17 protein-coding genes are annotated in these 24,098 nt (G+C 71.3%); 7 read left to right on the top strand and 10 right to left on the bottom strand.

All coding sequences use genetic code 11. The features are described 5' to 3' along the window. Window positions 1-148 precede the first annotated feature (148 nt). On the top strand, window positions 149-1,555 hold the full coding sequence (locus tag AB0J46_RS17300) for an NAD(P)/FAD-dependent oxidoreductase (RefSeq protein ID WP_352358724.1): 1,407 nt from the start codon (window positions 149-151) through the stop codon (window positions 1,553-1,555). Here the strand turns inward: AB0J46_RS17300 and AB0J46_RS17305 are convergent. The 4 genes from AB0J46_RS17305 to AB0J46_RS17320 all read right to left on the bottom strand — a co-directional run bounded on the left by AB0J46_RS17305 (window position 1,543) and on the right by AB0J46_RS17320 (window position 5,613). Further along, the gene (locus AB0J46_RS17305; protein ID WP_364332453.1) at window positions 1,543-1,914 is read right to left on the bottom strand and encodes an STAS domain-containing protein; all 372 of its coding nucleotides are present in this window, start codon (window positions 1,912-1,914) and stop codon (window positions 1,543-1,545) included. The two genes, AB0J46_RS17300 and AB0J46_RS17305, sit on opposite strands and share 13 nt — an antisense overlap. Window positions 1,915-2,046: 132 nt before the next feature. Continuing rightward, entirely contained in the window at window positions 2,047-3,045 is a 999-nt protein-coding gene (locus AB0J46_RS17310) for a hypothetical protein (protein WP_364332456.1), read from the bottom strand. Further along, a complete protein-coding gene (locus AB0J46_RS17315; protein WP_364332459.1) occupies window positions 3,042-4,211 on the bottom strand; it encodes a hypothetical protein in 1,170 nt (389 codons plus the stop codon). The genes AB0J46_RS17310 and AB0J46_RS17315 overlap by 4 nt, the downstream gene beginning before the upstream one ends. A gap of 106 nt (window positions 4,212-4,317) precedes the next feature. Then, on the bottom strand, window positions 4,318-5,613 hold the full coding sequence (locus AB0J46_RS17320) for a cytochrome P450 (RefSeq protein ID WP_364332462.1): 1,296 nt from the start codon (window positions 5,611-5,613) through the stop codon (window positions 4,318-4,320). 192 nt (window positions 5,614-5,805) lie between these two features. Here AB0J46_RS17320 and AB0J46_RS17325 point away from each other — a divergent pair, with 192 nt between their 5' ends. The 5 genes from AB0J46_RS17325 to AB0J46_RS17345 all read left to right on the top strand — a co-directional run bounded on the left by AB0J46_RS17325 (window position 5,806) and on the right by AB0J46_RS17345 (window position 12,225). Then, entirely contained in the window at window positions 5,806-8,001 is a 2,196-nt protein-coding gene (locus AB0J46_RS17325) for a transglycosylase domain-containing protein (protein ID WP_364332465.1), read from the top strand. A 228-nt stretch (window positions 8,002-8,229) separates the two neighbouring features. Further along, window positions 8,230-9,201 (top strand): LacI family DNA-binding transcriptional regulator, encoded by a 972-nt coding sequence (locus AB0J46_RS17330; protein ID WP_364332468.1) that lies wholly within the window; start codon window positions 8,230-8,232, stop codon window positions 9,199-9,201. Next, window positions 9,188-10,465 carry a serine/threonine-protein kinase gene (locus AB0J46_RS17335; RefSeq protein ID WP_364332471.1) on the top strand — a complete coding sequence of 426 codons (1,278 nt, stop codon included), beginning with the start codon at window positions 9,188-9,190 and terminating at the stop codon, window positions 10,463-10,465. The genes AB0J46_RS17330 and AB0J46_RS17335 overlap by 14 nt, the downstream gene beginning before the upstream one ends. A gap of 168 nt (window positions 10,466-10,633) precedes the next feature. Continuing rightward, window positions 10,634-11,707, top strand: a complete 1,074-nt coding sequence (locus AB0J46_RS17340) for a lytic polysaccharide monooxygenase (protein ID WP_364332474.1) — start codon at window positions 10,634-10,636, stop codon at window positions 11,705-11,707. Beyond that, window positions 11,704-12,225: a hypothetical protein gene (locus AB0J46_RS17345; RefSeq protein ID WP_364332477.1), complete on the top strand. Its 522-nt coding sequence runs from the start codon at window positions 11,704-11,706 to the stop codon at window positions 12,223-12,225. The genes AB0J46_RS17340 and AB0J46_RS17345 overlap by 4 nt, the downstream gene beginning before the upstream one ends. A 134-nt stretch (window positions 12,226-12,359) precedes the next feature. On the opposite strand, the gene AB0J46_RS17350 is transcribed toward AB0J46_RS17345, so the two are convergent. From AB0J46_RS17350 to AB0J46_RS17360, 3 genes are all read right to left on the bottom strand, one after another. Then, window positions 12,360-13,952, bottom strand: a complete 1,593-nt coding sequence (locus AB0J46_RS17350) for a cellulase family glycosylhydrolase (protein ID WP_364332479.1) — start codon at window positions 13,950-13,952, stop codon at window positions 12,360-12,362. Between the two features lie 76 nt (window positions 13,953-14,028). Next, entirely contained in the window at window positions 14,029-16,509 is a 2,481-nt protein-coding gene (locus AB0J46_RS17355; protein ID WP_364332482.1) for a glycoside hydrolase family 9 protein, read from the bottom strand. 11 nt (window positions 16,510-16,520) lie between these two features. Further along, the gene (locus AB0J46_RS17360; protein WP_364332484.1) at window positions 16,521-19,466 is read right to left on the bottom strand and encodes a glycoside hydrolase family 48 protein; all 2,946 of its coding nucleotides are present in this window, start codon (window positions 19,464-19,466) and stop codon (window positions 16,521-16,523) included. A 309-nt stretch (window positions 19,467-19,775) separates the two neighbouring features. Between AB0J46_RS17360 and AB0J46_RS17365 the strand changes: the two genes are divergently transcribed. Continuing rightward, window positions 19,776-22,088 (top strand): glycoside hydrolase family 6 protein, encoded by a 2,313-nt coding sequence (locus tag AB0J46_RS17365; RefSeq protein WP_364333457.1) that lies wholly within the window; start codon window positions 19,776-19,778, stop codon window positions 22,086-22,088. A 150-nt stretch (window positions 22,089-22,238) separates the two neighbouring features. Here the strand turns inward: AB0J46_RS17365 and AB0J46_RS17370 are convergent, their stop codons facing one another. From AB0J46_RS17370 to AB0J46_RS17380, 3 genes are all read right to left on the bottom strand, one after another. Continuing rightward, complete coding sequence (locus AB0J46_RS17370; RefSeq protein WP_364332487.1) at window positions 22,239-22,637, bottom strand: DUF1992 domain-containing protein; 399 nt, start codon at window positions 22,635-22,637, stop codon at window positions 22,239-22,241. A 14-nt stretch (window positions 22,638-22,651) separates the two neighbouring features. Next, window positions 22,652-23,551, bottom strand: a complete 900-nt coding sequence (gene folP, locus AB0J46_RS17375; protein WP_364332490.1) for a dihydropteroate synthase — start codon at window positions 23,549-23,551, stop codon at window positions 22,652-22,654. Window positions 23,552-23,620: 69 nt separating this feature from the next. Continuing rightward, window positions 23,621-24,085: an ATP-binding protein gene (locus tag AB0J46_RS17380; protein WP_364332493.1), complete on the bottom strand. Its 465-nt coding sequence runs from the start codon at window positions 24,083-24,085 to the stop codon at window positions 23,621-23,623. Window positions 24,086-24,098 lie beyond the last annotated feature (13 nt).

Below are 24,098 nucleotides of genomic sequence, written 5' to 3' on the forward strand. Positions count from 1 at the left end.
GAGGGTGCCGAGCGGGCTCCCCCGGACGGCGCGGGCATCTACCCGGTCTCTCCGTCGCGGGCCGAAAGGGTTCACGCCCGTGGCCACCTCGGGTGGTGCGAGCAGGGCATGAAAGAGTGCGAATCGAAGACGAGTGTGGGGAGGCAGCGTGGCTGAGGAGTTCGACGTCATCGTGATCGGGGCCGGTCCGGCGGGCGAGAACGTCGTCGCGCGGGCGGTCCGCGGCGGGCTGAGCGCCGCGATCGTCGAGGAGCGGCTGGCCGGCGGCGAGTGCTCCTACTGGGCGTGCATCCCGAGCAAGGCGCTGCTGCGCCCGGTCGACCTGGCCGGCGAGGTGTCCCGGGTGCCCGGGCTCTCGCTCGGGCCGATCGACGTGGCCGCGGTGCTCGCCCGGCGCGACGAGGCGGTCTCACGCTACGACGACTCCGGGCAGGTGAGCTGGGTCGAGGGCGTGCCGGCGGAGTTCGTCCGCGGCAGGGGGCGGCTCGACGGCGAGCGGCGGGTGGTCGTCACGACCCCCGACGGCGGCGAGCGGGTGCTCACGGCCCGGCAGGCGGTCGTGCTGGCCACCGGGAGCACGGCGGCGGTCCCGCCGGTGCCGGGCATGGCCGAGGCGAAGCCGTGGACCAGCCACGAGGTCACCGCCGCGACGAAGGTGCCCGAACGCCTGGTGGTGATCGGCGGCGGCGTGGTCGCCTGCGAGATGGCGCAGGCCATGCACGGGCTCGGCGCGCGGCAGACGACCGTGCTGGTGCGCGGCGGCGGGCTGCTCGGCCGGATCGAGCCGTTCGCGGGCGAGCTGGTGGCCCGGTCGTTCGGCGAGGCGGGCATCGACGTGCGCCTGCACACCGACGTGGTCAGGGTCGAGCGGCCCGAGCCGGGCGGCAAGGTGACCGTGCACCTGTCGGAGGGTCCGCCGCTGGAGGCCGACGAGCTGCTGGTAGCCACCGGCCGCAAGGTCGCCACGCGCGGGATCGGGCTGGACACGGTCGGCCTGCCCGACGACGCGCCCGTGGAGGTCGACGACAGCATGCGGGCCACCGGCGTGCCGGGCGGCTGGCTCTACGCCGTCGGCGACGTCAACGGCCGCGCGCTGCTCACCCACATGGGCAAGTACCAGGCCAGGATCTGCGGCGACGTGATCGCGGCGCGGGCGCACGGCGACGACCTGCCCGCCATGCGCGACCTCGCCGGCGGCTTCGGCGCGCCGCAGGTGGTCTTCACCGACCCGCAGGTCTGCGCGGTCGGCCGTACGGAGGCCGAGGCCAGGAAGGCCGGCTTCCGGGTGCGCGCGGTCGAGTACGACCTCGGCTCGGTCTCGGGCGCGTACCTGCTGGGCGACGGCTACCGGGGCCGCGCCAAGGCCGTGGTGGACGAGGACAGGAAGGTGCTGCTCGGCGTCACCTTCGCCGGTCCCGGCGTCGGCGAGCTGCTGCACGCCGCCACGATCGCGGTCACCGGCGAGGTGCCGCTCGACCGGCTCTGGCACGCCGTGCCGTCGTTCCCGACCGTGAGCGAGATCTGGCTGCGGCTGCTGGAGACCTACGGGTTGTAGGCGGGCGGGACGGTGCCCACCGTCAGCTCCGCCACGGTCTCCTCGACGCTGCCGCGCAGCTCCACGTGGGAGAGCAGGTCCGTCAGCCGCAGCACCGACAGCAGGTGGTCGGACGGGCTGACCACGATGATCCGGCCGCCCGGCTCCGCCTCCATCCGCTGGATCGCCGTGGCCAGCACGCCGATGGCGGAGGAGTCGTAGAAGACCAGGTCGCCCAGGTCGAAGACGAGGACGGGTCCGGGCGACCAGTCCCACACCGTGTTGATGTGGGCGCTGAACCTGACCCGTCCCGCGTGGTCGAGCTCGCCCGTGGCGCGCATGACCGTGCACTGCTGATGCCGGGTCGTCTCGATGCTCAAACCGTTCCCGCCCACCCATGACAACTGCCCGCAGAGCGGCGTTATCACCGGTGATCACCAGTTTTCCCGCCAGAACGGCGGGCTGTCACCGGCTGTCGCAGGTCACGCGGGTCGAGGGAGCCGGAGCTCCCGCTAGTCCGAGGTGCCGGACTCCAGCGTCGGCAGGACGCCCGGCACCCGCTCGATCACCACGAGGAACGGCGAGACCGTCGGGCTCGGCAGGACGAGCTCGGTGACGTTCCCGTGGACCGTCTGCCCGAAGGGCCCGGCCACGCCGTCCCTGAGGCTGTAGACGCGCTCCACCGTGGGGGCCGCCGTGCCGAGGAGCTTCCTGGTGGCGTGCCGCAGCCAGCGCAGCTCGCTGTTGACCCGCCGCCAGGTCGCCGGGATCATGCTGGCCGCCTCCGCCTTCGTGCCCAGCCGCAGCGTGATCCGCCCGCTGGCCCCGAACGTGTCGCGCAGCACCGGGTTGACCACGAACATGCCCGACCGCAGGACGCGCACGCCCTGCCGGTTGACGTTGGCCAGGCCGCCGCCGCTGATCAGCGAGGACAGCTCGCAGCGGGAGCCGTCGAGCGTGTCGGGGTCGTAGTCGACGGCGGGCGGCTCCTCGAACACGATCTTGTTGAGCCGCAGTCCGGCCGCCCCGTCTTCCTGGACCCGGCCGGACAGGAACGTGCGCACCTCGTCGCAGACGCCGTCGCCCTCCATGATGTCCAGGGCCTCGACGCAGATCAGCCCGTCGTCCGGGATCTCCTCGGGGGTCAGGTCGAAGGCCACGCGGGCGTGCGGGTTGCGGCCGCGCAGCAGCACGCACTGGCGCAGGCGTCCCTGGGAGCGGATCTGGACGCATCGGGGCGTGGTGAAGTCGGGGCCCGTCCTGCCGGTGTGCCAGCCGCTGACCGACCGCTCGTCCATGGACAGCGACATCTGCACGCGCAGCGGCCGTCCCTGCGCGGACACCTTGAAGCCGACCAGCCCGGACGTCTCGAACCTGCCCACGATCTGGCTGCCCCGGTGCAGCCGGTCGATCACCTGCAGCGCGGGGAACCGCCCGCTGGTCACGTGGACGGGCGGGATCGCGGGCAGGATCACCGGGTCGAGCTCTGTGATGGGTCCTGTTCCGGTCATCGGGCGCTCCTCGCGGGGGTCAGTGTGGTCTTGGCCAGGTCCTGGAAGTCGAATCGGGTGAGCACGGGGTCGCGGCGCTCCCACATGCGGCGCACCGCCTCGAAGAGCGGGTCGCCGTCGGGCTCGGCGTGCCGCAGGGCGACCGCCAGGGCCCGCGGATAGTCGGGCCCGAGCTCCCAGCGCGGCAGGATCTGGGTCGGCACGTCGGCGCCGCAGCGGCGCAGCCACAACCACAGGCGGGCGCGCTCGCGCTGCTCCGGGCCGAGGATCGTCTCCGCCTTGCCGTGCACGGCGACGGCCTCGCCGAGCCGGTCGCGCAGCTCCTCCGGCGTGCGCGCGAGGTGGGTGGCCCCGCAGGCGGCGCCCTCCGACCAGCCGGCCTGGATGACGGGGACGCCAAAGGCGGGCAGGTCGCTGCCGCCGAACGTGACGGCGACGTCGGTCATGCTCCACAGGATGTTCGACGACAGCAGGCCGGAGCGCAGGCGGTCGAGGAACAGCCAGTTGGCCGACTCCTCGGCGGCCGCGTACCGCTCGGTCTCCTCGAACAGCTCGGTGTCGCGGCCCGGCATGTGGCCGAACACCGTGACCGTGGGCCGGCCGGGGTCCAGGCGCAGCCTGGAGCAGCCGTAGAGGCGGAGCTGGCGGCGTTCGGTGTCGGTGCGGACCTGGTAGCCCTCCTTGGCCCGCCAGGCCGTACGCTCGGCGCTCGGCCGGAGCGCCTCCCTGTTGGGCCAGATCTGGCGCTCGAAGAACTCCGCGACCCGGCCGGGCAGCTCCTCGCCGAAGGAGACGGGCGTCTGATCCGGGAAGAGCGCGTACGCCTGCAGCGACCCGGTGCCGTGCACGTGCACGACCGGGATGTCGGTGCGCACGCCGGGATCGATCCGGCTGGTGACCAGCGCGTCGGGCGGCCCCAGATCGGCGGCGGCCCCGAACGCCTCGGCCAGCGGCCGCCACCGCGGGTCGGTGAGCACGACCAGCCGGGCCGACAGCAGCCCGCACACGGCCTTGGCGACCATGACGGTGCGCACGACCGCCCGGACGTCCTCGTCGAACGCCTCGGCCACCACGCAACCCGTGTCGCCCGCGCTGTCCCCCCAGTACGCCCTGGCGGCCGAGACCAGTTGATCGCCCTGCTCCTCGTCGTCCACGACACGACGCATGAAACCCTCCACCAAGGCCAGGAAGAATCGCCCCGGTGAACGTTGCCAGACCCTCGCGCGCGCACCCGCGCGACAACACGCTTCTTTGCCCGGCGCTGCCCGAATCTCAGACGGCCTCGACCTGGTCGATGACGAAACGGCTGTTGGGCACGGCCGGAGCGCGCCACGACGGCATGCGCAGGTCCTGGGCCGGCACGCCGTAGGTCATCCAGCGGGTCAGCGCGGTCACCGCCAGCTTCATCAGGTCCACGGTGATCCACTCGCCCGGGCACCGGTGCCCTTCGTAGTGGTCGCCGCCGCCCTGGGGGACGAAGTCGTACTCGCCGCCGTCCCATTCGGCGAACCGTTCCGGGCGGAACTCGCCTGGGCGGTCCCACAGGCGCGGGTCGTGGTCGATGCCGTACAGGTCGAGCAGTGCCCGCCGGCCCTGCGGGAAGTGCTCGCCGTTCCAGGTGAAGGGCTTGGCCACCTTGGCGGCGACGAACGGGAAGAACGGATAGAACCGGCGCACCTCCTGGACGAAGTGCTCGACGAACTGATCGTCGCCCTCGCGGACGCGCTCGTAGTACTCCGGGTGGGCGTGCAGGGCCATGGCCGCGAACGTCACGAACCTGGCCACCGCCACCGTGGGCCGCAGCACGTTGTGCAGCTCGACGGCCGCGGTCCTGGCCGGCAGCAGGGTGCCGTCGGGGTCGCGGTAGCCCGCGATCAGGCCGGTCACCGTGCCGGCGAAGCGGCCGGGGTCGTCGCGGGCGAAGCGGATCAGGCCGGACAGCCACAGGTCGCCCTTGATCCGGGCGTACCGGCCACGCAGGTAGCGGGGGCCGAGCCCGTCGCCGCCCTCGATGGCCGCCTGGAGGGTGGCGGTGACCTCGGGCACCCGCGCGGGCGGCAGCGGCACGCCCGTCCAGTCGCAGACCGCCTGGCACAGCAGCCTGCTGACCTCCTCGTACAGGACGACCCGCGGCATGCCCTGCCAGGCGCGGATGCGCTCGCGCCAGCGCCGGCCGGCCAGCTCCGCCAGCCGGTCGCGGCCCTCCCGGCCCATCAGCGACATGAACATGGCCTTGCGCGCCCGGTGGGTCTCGCCGTCGAGGGCCTGCACGCCGTCCCTGCCGAACAGCGTCGCCTGGAGCCGCCGGGGGGCGGCGCCGTCCCGGACGAACAGCTCGGGGTCGTAGAACACCTCGGCGGCCTGCGCGCCGGTCATGCAGATGGTCGGCTGGAGCAGCAGCCGCGTCTCGAAGACGTCGGAGCCGAGCCGCCGCGCCCGGTCGCCGATGAAGCGGTACGGGTCGAGCAGCAGCGTCAGGGTGTCGTCCAGGACCGGCCTCCGGCGCGGAGCGGTGACCGGCTCACGGACCCGTGCCTGCTCGCGTGGCAACACTCGGTGAGAAGTCATGACCACGCCCTATCCCCGCAGACCCACAGGAAACGAATTCGACGGGAAACCCGGCGAACCAAATCCCGTGCTTCGGCGTCTCACCCGGGGTAGAAGCATCCACCGCCGACGCGCGCTTCGTCTTTTTACAGAGAGCAGGTCATGGGCGGGTTTAGGATGCACCCAAAAGCCGAGATGGGGAGGTTTTTCCGCATGGGTTCCCGAATGTCGAGCATCGTGCGCCTGACCGGGGCTGCGATGGCCGCGGGAGTGGTGGCCGCGGCCATCGCGTTGCCGGCGGTCGGCGGCACCGGAGCGATGTTCGTCTCGGCGTCCGAGGAACTGAACATCAAACCGGAAGACCTCAAAGAACCGCCCCTCGCCGAGAAGACGACGGTCCTCGACGCCAAGGGCAACCAGATCGCCCAGTTCTACGAGGAGTACCGCGAGAACGTCTCGCTCGACGAGGTGGCCGACATCATGAAGACGGCCATCATCTCCATCGAGGACTACCGCTTCTACGAGCACGGCGCGATCGACATCGAGGGCACCGTGCGCGCCCTCGCCAAGAACCTCAGCAGGGGCGGCATCGCCCAGGGTGGCTCCTCCATCACCCAGCAGTACGTCAAGCAGGTGCTGCTCAACTCGGCCACCACCGAGAAGGAGAAGAACGCGGCCCTCGAAGCCAGCTACGCCCGCAAGCTCAAGGAGCTGCGCTACGCGATGGCGGTCGAGGAGAAGTACAGCAAGAACGAGATCCTCGGCAAGTACCTCAACATCGCCTACTTCGGCGCCGGCGCGTACGGCGTCGAGGCGGCGGCCAAGCGGTTCTTCGGCGTGTCGGCGGCCGACCTGACGCTCAGCCAGGCGGCCACGCTGGCCGGCGCGGTCCAGGACCCCAACCGGACCGACCCCAACCTGGGCAAGGACTCGCGCGCGCAACTGCTCAACCGGCGCAACGTGGTGCTCGACCGCATGCTGGAGCTCAAGAAGATCACGCCTGAGCAGCACGAGGAGGCCAGGGCCAAGAAGCTCGGCTACAAGGGCACCCCGCTGCCCGGCGGCTGCGGCGCCAGCCAGTACCCGTACTTCTGCATGTACGTGCGCAACGAGATCCTGAGCAACCCGGCCTTCGGCAAGACCAAGAAGGCCCGCACCCAGTTCCTCAACCGGGGCGGCCTGGAGATCAAGACCACGATCGACCCGAAGATGCAGGAGGCCGCCGAGGAGGCCATCAAGAAGCACGTCTACGCCTCCGACAACCCGGTCGCCTCCGAGGCCCTGGTCAAGCCGGGCACGGGCGAGATCAAGGCCATGGCCGCCAGCCGCAAGTACGGCAACTCCAGGCGCAAGCACGAGATGTCGTACAACGTGGTGGCCGACGCGGTGCACGGCGGCGGCGTCGGCTTCCAGGCCGGCTCGACGTTCAAGACGTTCACCCTGCTCACCGCGCTCAAGCAGGGCATGAAGATCAACGACGGCTTCAACGTGGGCAGCGGCTACACCGCCCCCAACTACTGGGCGTTCAAGAACTGCAAGGGCCAGAACGTCGGCGACCCGAGCCACACCGTCACCAACGACGAGGGCGGCGGCGGCTTCAAGTCGCTGGCCACCGGCACCTGGGGCTCGGTGAACACGTTCTTCATGACGCTGGAGCAGAAGGTCGGCCTCTGCAAGGTGGTCGAGACCGCCAAGTCGCTCGGCATCAAGCGCTCCGACGGCGGCAAGCTCCAGGAGTTCGAGACGTTCACGCTCGGCATCAACGAGATGGACCCGGTGACCGTGGCCACGGCCTACGCGGCGATCGGCGCGCGCGGCAAGTACTGCCCGCCGACGGCCATCACCCAGATCACCGACCGCAACGGCAAGGTGACCGAGTACAAGCCCAAGTGCACGCAGGCGTTCGACCCCGAGGTCGCCGACGCGGCGGCGAACATCCTGTCCGGCGTCTTCACCAAGGGCACGATGCGAGGGGTCGGCGGCATCGGCCGTCCGGCGGCGGGCAAGACCGGCACCACCGACGACCAGGCCACCGCCTGGTTCGCCGGGTTCACCCCCGACCTGGCCGGCGCGGTCAGCATCGGCGACCCGCGCGGCTCGACGACCCACAAGCTGAACAGCATCACCATCGGCGGCCGGTACTACCCCTCGGTCTTCGGCGCCTCGATCCCCGGCCCGATCTGGAACGCCACCATGAAGGCCGCGCTCAAGGGCACCCCGGCGACGGCCTTCACCCCGGTCGACTCCTCCCGCTTCGGCGGTTGCGGCCAGGGCTGCGCCCCCCGCAGGCAGGAGCCCGACGACAACAGGGACCAGGGCCTCACCGACGTCAACCCCGACGGCGACTTCGGCCCCGGCCAGGGTTACCAGAACGGCGACGGTCACGGCCGCGGCCGCGGCAGGCGCTAGAGACGGACGTCCAGGGGTATCCGGCGCGTCCCGGATACCCCTAACGGATGGTCAATATGTCGTGATCGACCTGCGGCGGGAAAACCTCCGGCGGTGACCACCGCCCCCACCTGAGCAGATTCGGCGGGCGTCCGCACACCCGGACGCACCCCCTGCAAAGGCCCTATTAACAGCGGCGAAACATTGGTAACGTGGGAGCGCTCCCAGGATCTTTCCGCGAGGTGCTCCATGACCGAGCAGCCCACACTGGCACAGGTGGCGGCCGCTGCAGGGGTTTCCCCCGCGACCGCATCTCGAGTCCTCACGGGCTCGGTGCGGGTCAGTACCTCGACCCGCCGGCAAGTCTACGACGCCGTCTCCCGCATGGGCTACGTCCGACAACGCGCGCCCAGGGGCAGCGCCGCCAAGACGCTGACCGACGGCGTCACGGCGGTGATCTGCGACCATCTCCCCCGCCTGTTCTCCGAGCCCTACTACGCCAGGCTCCTGTCCGCCGCCGGAGCGTTGATCGCCGAGCACGGCACCCACCTCATGGTGACGACCGTGACGCCCACCTCGTCCACGCTGCCCGCGCTGTCGGGCGCCGTCCTCATCGTCGGCGCGCGCGAACGCCATCCGCTGGCCATCAAGCTGTCCACCGCCGGCATCCCGGTCCGCAACATCGGCCGGCCGCCCCACGACCTCAAGCTGCCCTACGCCGACGTGGACAACCTCGACGGCGGCCGGCAGGCGGCCGAGCACCTGCTGTTACAGGGCCGCAGGAACGTGGCGGCCATCGGCGGCCCGCCCTCCCTGCCCGCCGCCCGCGACCGGCTCGAAGGGCTCGTCCGCACCCTTCAGTCGGCCGGCGCCCCCGACGTGCCCGTGGCCTACGGCGACTTCACCGCGGCCTCGGGCACGCACGCCATGCAGTGGCTGTTACGCCACGCGCCCGGCCTCGACGCCGTCTTCGTCGCCTCCGACCTGATGGCGGCCGGCGCGATCCAGGCCCTGCGCCGGGCCGGCCGCAAGGTGCCCGCGGACGTCGCCGTGATCGGCTTCGACGACGCCCCCGTGGCCCGGCACACCGTCCCGGCGCTGACCACCATCCGCCAGCCCGTCGAGGAGCTCGCCACGGTCGCCACCCGCCTGCTCCTGACCGGGGCGACGGGGATCGACCCCGTCCTCCCCACGGAACTGGTCATCCGTGAGTCAGCTTGAGCCGGGGGACGTGCTGGCCCGGCGGTACCTGCTGCTGGACCCGCTGGCCCACGGCGGCATGTCGGTCATCTGGCGTGCCTTCGACCAGTCGTTGCAGCGGCTGGTCGCGGTCAAGGTGCTGACCGCCTCGCTGCACACCGACCACGGCGAACGCGTCCGGGTGCGCAGCGAGGCCCGTGCCGCGGCCCGGTTCATCCACCGGGACTCGATCGAGATCTACGACTACGGCGAGACCGTCACCGCGAAGGGCGGCGTGGCCGCGTACGTGGTGATGCCCCTGCTCGACGGCACCCCGCTGGCCGAGCGCATCGCCGAGGGGCCGCTGCCGTGGACCGAGGCGGCGACCATCGCCCTGCGGCTGGCCCGCGTGCTGATGGCCGGGCACGCCCGCGGCCTGGTCCACCGGGACGTCACCGCCGAGAACGTGCTGCTCACCGCCGACGGCCCCAAGCTGCTCGACTTCGGCATCGCGGCCTGGGCCGGCGACCCCGACGACGACCGCGGCACCCCGCCCTACGTCGCCCCCGAACGCCTCCTCGGCGCCTCCACCCACCCGGCCGTGGACGTGTACGCCCTGGGCGTGCTGCTGTTCGCCATGCTCACCGGGCGCACCCCGTACCCGGAGACGACGTGGGAAGAGATCGAGGCGGCGCGCCGGACCGATCCCCCGCCCCGGGTGACCGGCGTGCCGCACGGCGTCGCCTCGCTCTGCCAGAGCTGCCTGGCGCACCTGCCCGAGGAGCGGCCCACGGCCGAGGCGATCGTCGCCGCGCTGACGTCGGCGCTCGGCACGGCCGGGATCGCCCGGCAGGTGCGGCGTGGGCTGACGGTGGCCGGGTCTGCGCTGCTGGCGCTCACCGTGCTGCTGTGGTTCCAGCGGTCCGAGCCGGAGCCGGTGCTGTCGCCGCAGGTCACGCCATCCGTCGCGCCGTCAGTCACGCCGCCCGTCACGCCCTCCGCCGCGGCGTCGGCCTCCCGGGCGTTGCGGAGCTCGCCGGCCGGGCCGGTCACCGTCGAGCAGGCCGTGGACGGCTTCCACGACTCGCTCGAAGACGGCGAACCGTGCGACGCGACCGACGCGGACGTGGTGCTCGACCTCAAGCAGGTGCTCGACTCGCTGGTCCGCGGCCCCGCGGTCACCGGCACGGCCGAGGTGCGGCGCAAGGTCGCCGACCGGGCCAGGGAGGGCCGCCTGGCCCCCGCCTGCCGGGCGGAGCTGGAGGCCAGGCTCAAGGTGATCGACCGGGCCATGGAACCCGGCTGAGGGGTACGACGGGATCCGCACCTCGCGCGCCCGCCGGGACAGGCGCTGACCAAGATCGGCTGAAAGTTTCACACCGCGTTGTCGGGACGGCGCCGCCCATGGTTCAATGCGCTGGCCGGGCGGGCTGATCGTGGGCGTTCCTGTGTTCCCCTGCACGAAGGAATCCCCATGAAACACTTTCGAACGGCGGCGCTCACCGCCGCCCTGGTCCTGCTGTCTACGGTCCTGATCGCGCCGCCGCAGGCGCAGGCCCACGGCGTGTCCATGTTCCCCGGCGCCAGGACCTTCCTGTGCTGGCAGGACGGCCTGCGCGAGAACGGCCAGATCCAGTCCTACAACCCGGCCTGCGCGGCGGCCGTCGCCCAGAGCGGCGCGACCCCGCTCTACAACTGGTTCGCCGTGCTGCGTTCCGACGGCGCCGGGCGTACCAGCGGCTTCATCCCCGACGGCCAGCTCTGCAGCGGCGGCACCGGCGGCCCCTACGACTTCACCGCCTACAACGCCGTCCGCTCCGACTGGCCGCTGACCCACCTGACGTCGGGCGCGAGCATCCAGATGCGGCACAGCAACTGGGCTCAGCACCCCGGCACCTTCGTCTACTACGTCACCAAGAACGGCTGGAACCCCGACGGCCCGCTCAAGTGGTCGGACCTGGAGTCGTTCGGCAGCGTCACCAACCCGCCCGCCAGCGGCGGCCCCGGCGGGCTCAACTACTACTACTGGAACGCCCAGCTCCCCTCCGGCAAGACCGGGCGGCACATCATCTACACCCACTGGATCCGCTCCGACAGCAACGAGAACTTCTACAGCTGCTCCGACGTCGTCTTCGACGGCGGCAACGGCCAGGTCACCGGCGTCGGCCCCGGCGGCGGCACGCCTTCGGGCACGCCCACGTCCACCCCGACGGTCACCCCGACGGTGACCCCGCCCCCCGGCGGCTGCATCGCCACCTGGAAGGCCACCGACACCGGCTGGGCCGGTCACTTCCAGGGCGAGGTGACGGTGAAGAACACCGGCACGGCGTCACTGAACGGCTGGACGGTCAAGTGGACCTACTCCGGCGGCCAGGGCTTCGACGGCGCGCCCTGGAACGGCGTGCTGTCCGCCCAGCCGCCGAACGTCTCCGTCAAGAACGCTTCCTACAACGGTCAGCTCGCGCCGAACGCGTCCACCACGTTCGGCTTCAACGCCACCGGCTCGATCCCGAGCCCCGCACCCGCGCTGACCTGCACGAGCCCGTGACCGGACCACGTCGCGGGAAGATCGCGGCAGGCGTCGCCCTGGCCGGCCTGGCGCTGGCCGGGGCGACGCTGTTCGCCGCCCACCAGGAGTCGGCGCGGCTCGACCAGGAGCTCGCCGCCCAGGTGACGCTGATCCTCGAACGGGCCACGCCCGAGGAGCACCACGACCATGGGCACGGGTTCGGGTCGCGGGTGGTGTGCGCGGTGGAGCCGTTCGGCACGGACCCGCCGGACGCCGCCGGCCTGGCCGAGGTGCGCTGGGTCTACGCCCGGCACCTGTGCGCGATCGTCGGCGAGAGCCGCGACTGGGCGATGTCCGTCCGGGCCTCCGGGCCCATCGCCGTCCGGCTGGGCGTGCCGCCGCAGGTCAAGGTGCCCGCCGCCGGGCCCGGATATCCGGAGCGGGTCCGGGCGCTGATCCCCGCCCGCTACCACGAGGTGGCGTTCGCCGACTTCTCGGACGAGGCCGCCATCGACGCGGCCCGCGAACGCTTCTCCCACGCCCAGGACCCCCGCTGACCGCCGTGCGAGGCCGGGCCGGTGGGCGGTGCAAACGGACGCGGCCGGCTGGGGGTTCGCCGGCCGCGTCCGTCCCATCCGGGCGGGATGGTGTCGCGGGCAGGATCAGTTGATCGGCCTCACCTCCTCCTTCTCTAGCCGGCGCAGGTGTAGCCGGACGGGACGGACGTGTCGCCGTCCGGACGACCGGCCTGGACCCCGAAACCGGTGGCGGCGCCGGGCGCGAGCGTGCCGTTGTAGCTCAGGTTCCGCGCGGTCACGGTCCGCCCGCTGACCGTCACCGCCGCGTTCCAGAAGCCGGTCACGGTATGGCCCGCGGGCAGCGTGAACGTCACCGTCCAGCCGTTCCTGGCGGTCGTGCCGGTGTTGGTCACCGTGACGGGCTGCAGGACGTACCCGTTGCCCCACTGGCTCTGGACGGTCCCCACGGCCGCGCAGCCGCCGTCGCCGCCGCCGGCCAGGGTGGTGAAGGAGGCCGTGGGCGAGGCGGCCGACTGGTTGCCCGCCGCGTCCCTGGCCTTGACGTGCACCTGGTAGGCGGTCGAGGGCGACAGGCCGGTCAGGGTGATCGAGGTGGTGGCCGTCGTCCCGAGCGGGACGCCGGCCGAGGTGTAGACGTCGTAGCCGGTCACGCCCACGTTGTCGGTGGCGGCCGGCCAGGTCAGGGTGGCGCCGGACGAGGTGACGTTCGAGGCCGCCGGGGTGCCGGGGGCGCTCGGCGGGGTCGGGTCGGCGGTGCCGCCCCCGTAGACGGACGCCTGCCTGGCCGTGGCGGCGATGCCGTTGACGCCGTTGAACAGCCGCTGCCCCCACGAGGTGAGCCGGGTGACGTCGAAGCCGGTGACCTGGTCGAGGTACTCGACTCCGCCGCCGTTGCCGCTCCACGACCAGCCCAGGTAGCCGAGGCCGCGGCTCACGGCCTGGGCCATGATCGTGTCCTCGTCGGGGTCGCCGTCGGAGTGGTTGAACCCGAACTCGCCGATGACCAGCGGCAGTCCGGCCGTGCGGAACGCGTCCAGGTACGACGTGATCTCGGCGGCGGTGTCGTAGACGCCGTACATGTGCACCGAGAAGATCGTGTTCTTGTCGGGGTCGGCGGCGAGGACGGACGCGGCGTTGTCCCGCATGACGTTCTGCCAGTCCTGGCCCCAGGCGGGGGCGTCCACCATCAGCGCGTGGTGGATGCCGTTGGCGCGCAGCTTGGCGATCGCGGCCTTGGTGGCCTCGGCCCAGCCGGGCGTGGTGGCGTTGTTGCCGATCGGCTCGTTGCCGATGTTGACGACGACGTAGTCCTCCTGTCCGGCCAGGGCGCTCTTGACGCTGATCCAGTAGTCGGCGGCCTGGTCGAGCGTGTACGCGCCGCTCTGCTCGCCGTACCCGGTGGTGTCGTGGTCCTCCAGCACGCAGATGAGCTTGTTCTGCTTGCACAGGGAGACCACGCCGGCCACGTCGGAGGCGGAGTTGGCGCTCCACCGGCCGCCGCTGAGCACGACGCGCACGGTGTTGGCCTTCAACGACCTGATGTCGGCGAACGCCTTGGTCTGGGCCGGGTACCAGGTGTGGGCGTGGCTGGTGCCGCGCATCACGAACTCCTGGCCGTTGCCCTCCAGGATCTTCGTGCCGCTCACGTGGATGCCGGTGGCGGCCTGCGCCGCGGTGCCCGGCACGATCAAGGAGGCGGCCACGAGCGCGGCGGCGAGCGCCGGCGCGGTGAACAGTGATCGCATGTGCTGCCTTTCCCTGAGCCGGTGGATCCGCCCTCGCCCCTGCTCGGCAGCCGGGGCGAGGGCGGGGTCGGCGGGCTCAGGCGGGGGTGCAGGTGAGGTCGGGGGTGGACGGGGTGCCGTTGGCGATGAAGCCGAACGTGGTCGTGGCGCCGGCGGCGAGCCCGCCGTTCCACGCCTCGTTCCTGACGGACACGGACGAGCCGGTCTGGGTGAGCTTTCCGCCCCAGAGCTGGGTGATCTGGTTCGCGGACGTCCAGGCGGCCGTCCAGCCCGTGATGGCCGCGGAGCCGGCGTTCTTGACGGTCACCTCGGCCTGGTACGCGCCGCCCCAGGAGTTGGTGACCTTGAACGTGGCCGCGCAGCCGCCCTGAGGCGGGTCGGCGGTCGTGAACGACGTGCCGTCGGACGGCGTCGAGCTGTTGCCCGCCGCGTCCCTGGCCACCACCGAGACCGTGTACGCCGTCGCCGGGCTGAGCCCGCCCAGGTCGTACGAGGTGCCGGTGGCCGTGCCCGCCTTGGTGGACCCGAGGTAGACGTCGTAACCGGTCACCCCCACGTTGTCCGTGGAGGCCGTCCAGCTCAGCTTCGCCGCCGTGCCCGTGATCGCGGAGACCGCGGGCCTGCCCGGCTTGCTGGGCGCTGTCGTGTCCCGCTCCTCCGGACCCGGGGGCTCACCCCAGATCTTGGTGGCGCCGCTGTAGAGGGTGATGTTCTTCGTCTGCACCGGCGTCGCGCCCGGCGTGGCCGGGATGCCCTGGTACGACCAGTCGTCGGCCGGGTTCCAGGCGCCCGCGCTGGTGATCCTGAACTGCACCTCCCTGCGGTGCTGCGACTGCCCGGCCGGGGCGATGGCCTGCCCCGAGCAGTCGATGTTCACGTAGAGCACGCTCCCGCCGGCCGAGCCGAGCGTGGGGGCCTTGCACTGCGTGTAGGCCGACGACACGCTGATCTGCGAGGCGGTCGTCGAGCCGTCGAGGGTGAAGTAGTAGCGGAACGAGCCGTCCGACAGGACCCGGGCGGGCCAGGCCGACTGGTTGCGCACGATGGCCTTGATCTCGGTGAAGTTCGTGCCGGAGGCGTTCACGCCGGCCTCGACGAAGATCTCCGGGCCGTCCGGGGTCTCGGCGGGCGGGAAGTTCGCCGCGGGCGCTCCCCCGTACTCCTTGTAGAGCCGGGCCAGGGCGCTGGTGAAGCCGGCGTTGTAGTCGGTGGCGACCTCGTTCATGACGTAGTCGTCGCGTTTGTCGGCGTAGACGTCGTCGGGGTCGGGTGGGCCGCCGACCAGCGCGCCGTAGAGCGTGTGGCGGCTGTTGACCGGGTTGGTGATCTGGTCGGTCCACGAGCCGTGCGCCGTGCGGTGGTGCGGGTTCTTCGGCGGGTTGGCCCCGAACCCGATCAGGTACGAGGAGTTGCGTGGGTTGTCGCCGAGCGCGTAGTTGATCTGCCGGACCGCGAAGTCGTGGTAGCGGGCCTTGCGCGCCGGGTCGCTGATCGAGTCGCTGTGCACGAGCGCGACGAACGAGGTGTTGGCCGCGTACCGCAGCGACCCCCACCGGTCCAGCACGGCCTGGCCGCCCGGCGAGTACCTGACCTTGGAGCCGTTGACGCCGACCGTCCACCAGTCGAGCCAGCGGTCGGCGTCGTCCAGGTACTTCTGCTTGCCGGTGAGCTTGTGCAGCAGCACGTACGCGCCGTACGACTTGTCGTCCCAGGCGATCGTCCACTTGTACGACTTCGTCGTGGTCTGCGGTTCGTTGCCCAGGTTGTCGTAACCGGCCTCGGCCTTGGCCAGGTAGGCGGCGTCGTCCGTGGCCCGGTAGAGCCAGATCGCCCCCCAGACCAGCTCGTCGTTGTAGCCGCTCCAGGAGTTGTAGTAGCCCTGGGCGTCGCTGATGCAGTCGCTGTACTTCTTCCTGACCGTGTCGGCGAAGGAGTACAGCTGCTTGGCGTGCGTCACCAGCTTGTCGGCATATGCCGGATCGGTCGGACGGAAGACGATCGACGAGGCCGCCATCGCCGCCGCCGTCTCCCCCGCCAGGTCCGAACCGCCGCAGGACGCGTCGATCTTGTAGGCGGGCCGGTTCATCTGCATGGCCTCGGCCGGGCCCCACCAGGCGTGGTCGGTGCCGCCGTTGCCGACCTGCCCGTACAACACGTTGGCCGACGGGTGGGCCTTGACGAAGTAGTCGTTGACGAACCTCAGGTTGTTCAGCAGGTGGGTGAGCTGGCCGGAGCCCGCGTAGGCGTCGCGGTACTCCACGCCGCCCCAGGCCAGCATCGTGGCCGAGAAGGCCATCGGGAAGCCGAACTTGACGTGGTCGCCCGCGTCGTACCAGCCTCCGGTCAGGTCCAGCCCGGCGTCCTTGCCGTCGTTCAGGCCCGAGTCGCCGCGCCAGGAGACGCGGTTCCAGGCGGGCAGGTCGCCCGACTGCTGGGCCTCGTAGAACCACAGCGACTTCTGCAGCGCCTCACCGTAGGAGAAGGCGGGCGCGGCCGCGTGGGCCACCGGCCCCACCCCTGCGAGCAGGGGCAGGACCAGCGACGCCGCGGCGATCATCGCCGCCTTTCTCACGGGAAGAGCCGCCCGTACTCGGCCAGGGCCACGGCCACGTCCACCTGCGCCCAGAAGCGGTGGTAGTTGAACGTCGGCGCGGGCCCGGTGCCCTGGAGGTAGGCGTTCACCTCGGGCCAGTCGGGGTCGTTCTTGTAGAAGGACCTGATCGACATGAACGTCGAGCTGGAGTTGATCGTGTCGCCGTTCGGCATCTTGCCGGTCCAGCCCGGGGGCACGTAGACCGGGTCGTTCAGCCGCTTGTAGTCGGTCTTGGTCTCCGACACCGACACGCCCTTGGCGTCGCGGTTCTTCCACACGCCGTCCAGCAGCGCCTTGGCCATGGTCCTGGCCCCGGCGTTGTTCGCCTTGGCCGCGTAGTACATCAGGGCCTTGGCGTACGAGCCGGCCACGCCGACGTCGTTGGTGTAGTCGGCGACCGTCACGTGCAGGCCGGGGTTGGGCGGCGGCATGCCGTTCGGGTCGCTGAAGTCACCGGCGGGCTGGCCGGTCCACTTGAGCGTCGACGGCATCTGGTACGTGCCGTCCGCGTTGATCGTGGTGTTGGCCATCGCCCAGGTGACCCACTTGTCCAGCAGCGCCTTGGCGTCGGCGTTGCCCGAGGCGTAGTAGAGCTCGGCCACCCGCTCCATGGTCCACGCCTGGAACCCGAACCACTGGTTGGACGGCGGGTCGTGGTAGACGGGCTGCCAGTCGTAGGTCATGCCGTGGAACTTCGGCAGCCCGGCCGGCGGGGTGGCGTAGTGGCCCTCCCAGCTGTTGGTCGCGCCGCCCGCGATGGCGCCCTCGGCCGACTGCAGCCAGGTGTAGAACTGCAGCTGGCGGGTCAGGCTGGTGCTCCAGTCGGCCGCGCCGGTGCCGCTCTTGGGCTTCAGCTCGGCCACGTTGGCCAGCGCCCAGGCCGCGAGCGGGTTCTGGTAGCCGGAGTGGTTGTGGCTGGAGCCGATGCGCCAGGCCCAGCCGGCGCTGGTGTCGCTCGCGCCGCCCCAGGCGTAGTACCAGGACAGCAGGTAGTTGGAGGCGTCCTTGCCGGTGCCCGCGGCGCACGAGGTGCTGGTGCAGCCGGGCTTCTTGAAGTACTTGTCGTACATCGCGTACCGCAGGTAGTCGCCCATCTTGGCGGCCTTGGCGACCGACGCGGAGATCTGCGACTCCTTGCCCTGCTGCTTGGCCCACGTCTGCGCCCAGTACGCCGCCTGGACGGCCCGCGCGTCGGCGTCGGGCGCGTTGGTGTACTTCCACTGCTTGGCGTAGTTGCTGTCCTTGGTGAACAGGTCGAGGTAGCCGTTGGGGCCACCGAACTTGAACGTGTCGCAGGACGGCTGCGGGACGGTCTCGAAGACCGACTCCTCCGGGCCGCGCTGGTAGGTGTTGATGTAGGTGTTCTTGCTCGTGCCGTCGCCGCAGCGGCCGAAGCCGTAGGTGTTGTCGACGTCGAGCAGCCAGTGCATGCCGTAGACGTCACTGGTGTTGTACGCGCTCTTCAGCTCGTTGGCCAGCGGGTCGGAGCCCACGGAGACCCCGGAGTCGAGCTGCGTCGGGTACTGCTTGACGTCGTTCCACTCACCGGCGTACGTGGCCGGCTTGGCGGGGTTGTAGAAGGAGTTCGTCGGCTGGTCGGCGGTCGAGGGGATGATGTACTTCTCCATCGAGGCCCACGCGTTGTTGAACTTCGCCCAGTCGCCGGTCACCTGCCCGTAGGTCGCCTCCAGCCACAGGTAGTAGCTGTAGGCCTCGGACGTGGTCTCGTGCCCGTGGTCGGGCGCCTCGACCATGAACGTCTCCACCGAGTGGTACGGCACGCCGTCGGGCGAGAAGTACCCGTTGGCCGGGTCGTGCAGCTCGTTGTACATCTCGACGAACCGCTTGACGTACTCGTTGTCGCCGCCGAGGTCGTCGTCCGCCTCGCTGACGGCGACCTTGACCGGGGTGTAGCCGGTCGCGCTCACCGTGAACTCGGCGGTGCCGCTGGTGGTGTCGGCGTCGTCCGCCGCCGCCAGGGTGACGTTCTGGACGGTGTTCCAGTTGGCCGGGGTGAAGGTGAGCGAGCCGCCGGAGCCGACGGTCAGGTCGGCGTCGCCGCTGGTGCGGGCGGTGGTGACGGTCACGTTCGCGGTGGGCGCCTGCGAGAGCTTCACGCCGAAGCCCGCGGTGCCCTTCTCCGGCACGGAGATCGTGGTCGGGCTCACCACGAGGGCGGGCCCGGTGTTCTGCGAGACGGTGATCCCGACGGGGGCCGAGGTCGTGGTCGCGCCCCCGTTGTCGGTGGCCTTCGCGGTGATCGAGTAGCTGCCCGCGGCCACGTTCTGCCAGCTGTAGCCGTACGGCGCCGAGGTGTCGGTGCCGAGCAGCGTGGAGCCCTGGTAGAAGTCGACCTTGGAGACCGTGCCGTCGGCGTCGGCGGCGTTCGCGGCGATGGCCACGGTGGCCGGGGCGGTGAACGTCTGGCCGGCGGTGGGCGAGGTCAGCGCGACCGTGGGCGGGGTGTTGGCGCCGCCGCAGGTCACGCCGTTCACGGTGAACGAGGTCGGGCTCGGGTTGCTGCCCGTCCAGGTGCCGTTGAAGCCGAGCGTCGTCGAGGCGCCGGTGGCCAGGCTGCCGTTCCACGGCATGTTGGTGGCGGTGACGTGGGTGCCCGACTGCGCCCAGTTGGCGCTCCAGCCGGTGGGCGTGTACTTCTGGCCCGCGGTCGGGAAGTCGAAGCCGAGCGTCCACGAGGTGATCGGGTCACCGGTGTTCTTCAGGGTCAGGTTGGCGGTGAACCCGCCCTGATCTGGGCCGCTCGTCCACTGGTTGGCGGTGTACGTCACGTCGCAGGCGACGGCGGCGTGCGCGGGCAGCGCCGCGAGGGTCGTGGTCGTGCCCGCCGCGAGCACGAGCGTCGCGGCTCCGGCGAGCCGCCTCGACAGGCGGGAAAGGCGGGAAGGAGGTCTGTGTTTCAAGGGATCTCCATGGGAGTAGGGGGTGTGGGAGCGCTCCCAAGGGGGATTGTGGGTGACCGGCGGCGTATGTCAACGGATCGCCCGTCCGCCGGCCCCCGCGTTTCCTCTCACCAGGCTGCCGATGATGAAAGTTTCATCCACCTTCCGAGGCATTCGGCGAGCATGCGGCCCGGGAACGCCCGCCGCACAGCCGGCCTCATTTACAGGGCCGGGAGGGCGTCTCACTATGGGAGCGCTCCCAGCAAACTGACGTTCTGGAGATGATCGCTAGTGAGACTCCACAGCGGCCCGCGCCGATGGGCCGTGACCATGACCGCCGCGAGCGTCGCGGCCCTCGGGCTCGTCGTCGGCCAGACCACGGCCGCCAGCGCCGCGGTGAACTGCGACGTGACCTACTCCGCCAACTCGTGGACGAGCAGCCCCGGTCAGGGCGGTTTCACCGCGAACATCACGTTGAAGAACACCGGCGACCCGATCACCTCGTGGACGCTGGGCTTCGACTTCCCCGGCACCGGCCAGCAGTACACGCCAACCGGCTGGAGCGCCAACTGGGCGCAGTCGGGCACACACGTCACCGCGACCAACATGCCCTACAACGGCAGCCTGGCCACCGGCGCCTCCACCACCATGGGCTTCAACGGCACCTGGACGGGCAGCAACAACCCGCCCACCTCCTTCACCGTGAACGGCGTGACCTGCGGCGGCGTCACCCCCACCACCCCGGCGGTGGTCACCTCCGCCAGCTCGGTCGCGGTCAACGAGGGCGGCACCGCCACCTTCACCGCCAAGCTGTCCTCCGCCCCCTCCTCGAACGTCACCGTCACCACCCAGCGGACCAGCGGTGACAGCGACCTGACCGTCAGCGCGGGCGGCTCGCTCACCTTCACGCCCGCCAACTGGAACACCGCCCAGACGGTCACCCTGGCCGCCGCCCAGGACGCCGACACCACCGCGGGCACGGCGGCCTTCTCCGTCGGCGGCACCGGCGTCACCTCGGCCACCGTCAACGCGACCGAGGTGGACGACGACGCGGTCGTGGAGCAGGCCCTGCTCGTGACGCCCACGTCGGTGACCGTGCCCGAGGGCGGGACGGCGGCGTACACGGTCAAGCTGGCCGCGCAGCCGTCCGCGAACGTGACCGTCACCTCGACGGCGGGCAGCGGCGACGCCGACCTGACCGTCTCCGGCGGCGGCAGCCTCACCTTCACGACGGCCAACTGGAACACCGCCCAGACGGTCACCCTGGCCGCCGCCCAGGACGCCGACACGACCAACGGCACCCGTCCCTTCACGGTCGCCGCCACCGGCCTGACCAGCAAGACGGTCACCGCCACCGAGGCCGACGACGACGGCCAGCCGCCCACCGGCCACGTCGAGAACCCGTACGCCGGCGCCACCGGCTACGTGAACCCGCAGTGGAAGGCCAAGGCCGCGGCCGAGCCCGGCGGCGCCGCCGTCGCCAACACCTCCACCGCCGTGTGGCTGGACCGCATCGCGGCCATCGCCGGCTCCTCCTCGGCCATGGGCCTCCAGGCCCACCTGGACGAGGCCGTGGCCCAGGACGCGCTCAACGGCTCGGCCCCGCTGACCGTGCAGTTCGTCATCTACGATCTGCCCAACCGCGACTGCTCGGCGCTGGCCTCCAACGGCGAGCTGCTGATGGCCGAGAACGGTTTCAACCGCTACAAGGCCGAGTACATCGACGTGATCGCGAACATCCTGCGCGACCCCAAGTACGCCGGCCTGCGCATCGTCACGATCATCGAGCCCGACTCGCTGCCCAACCTGATCACCAACACCAACAACTTCCCGAAGTGCGCCGAGGCCAACGGGCCCGGCGGCTACGTGGACGGCGTCCGGTACGCGCTCAACAAGCTGCACGCCATCACCAACGTCTACACCTACGTGGACGCCGCCCACCACGCCTGGCTCGGTTGGGACTCGAACTTCGGCCCCGCCGTGAACCTCTTCTACAACATGGCCGCGGGCACCACGGCCGGCGTGGACAGCGTGGACGGCTTCATCGTCAACACCGCCAACTACTCCGCCACCAAGGAGCCGTACTTCACGATCAACACCCTGGTGAACGGCCAGACCGTCCGCCAGTCCAAGTGGATCGACTGGAACTACTACGTGGACGAGTCCACCTTCGCCGCGGCCCTGCGCACCGCGCTGGTCAGCAAGGGCTTCAAGTCCGGGCTCGGCATGCTGGTCGACACCTCGCGCAACGGCTGGGGCGGCACCGCCCGTCCGGGCGGCGCGAGCACCTCGACGGACGTGAACACCTTCGTCAACCAGTCACGCGTCGACCGGCGCATCCACGCCGGCAACTGGTGCAACCAGAGCGGCGCGGGCCTCGGCGCCCGGCCGACGGCCAGCCCCGAGGCCGGTTTCGACGCCTACGTCTGGATCAAGCCGCCGGGCGAGTCCGACGGCGCCAGCACCGACATCCCGAACGACGAGGGCAAGAAGTTCGACCGGATGTGCGACCCGACCTACACCGGCAACAACCTCAACGGCAACAACATGTCGGGCGCCCTCGGCGGCGCCCCGCTGTCCGGCCAGTGGTTCTCCGCCCAGTTCCAGGAGCTGGTCAGGAACGCCTACCCGCCGGTCAGCTAGCTCACCGAGCCGGCCGGGGGCTCCGGGGCCCCCGGTCTCCAGCCGAGGGGCCCGCCTGACCCGGGCCCCTCGTCCGGCGAAGGGGCCCGGGCCGGCGCCCGGGCCCCTCGACCGGCGCGACTCGACCGGCGCGACTCGTCCGGGCGCGGGTCAGCGGTTCTCGCGCCACTCCGACACGACGCGGTCGACGTCGAAGGGCATCAGGTTGAGCGGCGGCCCCGGCAGGCCCTTCCTGATCGCCTCGCGGATCTTCTCGTTGACCTCTTCGAGGATCTGCCGCACCTCGGTCTCGGACCGGGCCCCGCGGGCCTGCCGCAGCGCCTCCTCGGCCTCCCTGCGCAGCGCCAGCGTCGGGGGCAGCGGCATGGACAGCCCCTCGCTCTCCAGCTTCTGCTTGATCCACCACATCTCGTCGTGCCGCCGGTCGAGGCCGGGCAGCGGCTTGCCCGCGCCCGGCAGGTCGTCGAACTCCCCACGCTCGGCCGCCTCTCGGATCTGACGGTCGATCCAGCTCTCGAACGGCATGCCCACCGGCTTGCGGTCGGTCACGGACGCGGCTCCTCTCACGCCAGGTTGTGGCTCGGCGCGACCGGCCCGCGCCAGCCGAGCACGGCCTCGGTCATGCGCACGGACGCCACCGTCGCGGCGACGTCGTGCACCCGCAGGATCCGGGCGCCCTTGAGGATGGAGACGACGTTCGCGGCGATCGTCCCCTCCTTGCGCTCGCCCTGCGGGCGGTCGATGGTCTCGCCGATGAAGTCCTTGTTCGACAGCGCGACCAGGGTGGGATAGCCGATGGCGGCGATCTCCTCCAGTCGCCGGGTCAGCTCCAGGGAGTGGAAGGTGTTCTTGTTCAGGTCGTGGCCCGGGTCGATCATGATCCGGTCGGGGGCGATGCCCGCCTTGAGCGCGAAGGCGACCCGCTCGCGCAGGAACCCGGCGACCTCGGCGACGACGTCGTCGTAGCTCGGGCGGAAGACCCGCCGGCCGGGCCCGCCGAGGCTGTGGGTGACGACCACGCTGGCGCCGGTCTCGGCCGCGACCTCGGCCAGGCCGGGCTCGCGCAGGCCGTTGGTGTCGTTGATGACGTCGGCGCCGGCCTCGACGGCCGCCCTGGCGACCTCGGGGCGGTGGGTGTCGACCGAGATGACGGCGTCGGTCGCGGCCCTGACCTCGGCGATCACCGGGACCACCCGCTCGATCTCCTCCTCGACGCCGATCGCGGCCTGGGCGGCGCTGAAGGCGAACCCGCCGATGTCCACCCAGTCGGCGCCCTCCTCGACGGCCCGCGCGCAGGCCGCGACCGCGCGGTCGAGCTCGTACGTGCGCCCCTGGTCGTGGAAGGAGTTGGGGGTCCTGTTGACGATGGCCATGATGGCGATCTGGCGTTCGAAATCGAACTCCCGCCGCCCGATGCGGCGGACCGGAGAGATGATCTCGGGGGGATTGTTTCCGCCGCTCACGTAGTGGCCCCTTCCGTCTCCTGCCGAGCCTACCCGGGGCCGTGGCAGGGCGGTCGGGCGCGCCCGCGCTCAGACCTGGAAGCGCCCGGACGGCCCGCCGCCACCAGTGACCCGGAGCCGCTTCATGGAGCTCGGCGAGACGGACGCGTGCGGCAGGCGCATGGTGAGCCGGACCGTGGTGCCGTCCGGGCCGGTGCGGACGTCCACGACGTCGCACAACCGCCGGATCAGGTAGATGCCGCGACCGGTGTAGGAGAGGCTGGACGGCCGGACGTCACCGTCGAGGTACGCCTGCGGGATGCCCGCCCCCTGGTCCGTCGTCTCCGAGCGGATGACGCCGTCGACCGTCCACAACGTCAGGTGCCCGCGCCCGCCCGCGTGCTCCACGGCGTTGACCACGCTCTCGTGCACGGCGAGCACGAAGTCGTCGAGGCGGCCGTCGCGCAGCCCGCTGCTCTCCGCCTGCTCGGCGACCGCGCGGCGCAGCTTGGTGACGTCGTGGAGGGTGAAGACCTGGGTCAGGAGAAGGGCCATGGCGCTCCTTCGT

The organism is Nonomuraea sp. NPDC049758 (genome assembly GCF_040674635.1).
Lineage (GTDB): Bacteria > Actinomycetota > Actinomycetes > Streptosporangiales > Streptosporangiaceae > Nonomuraea.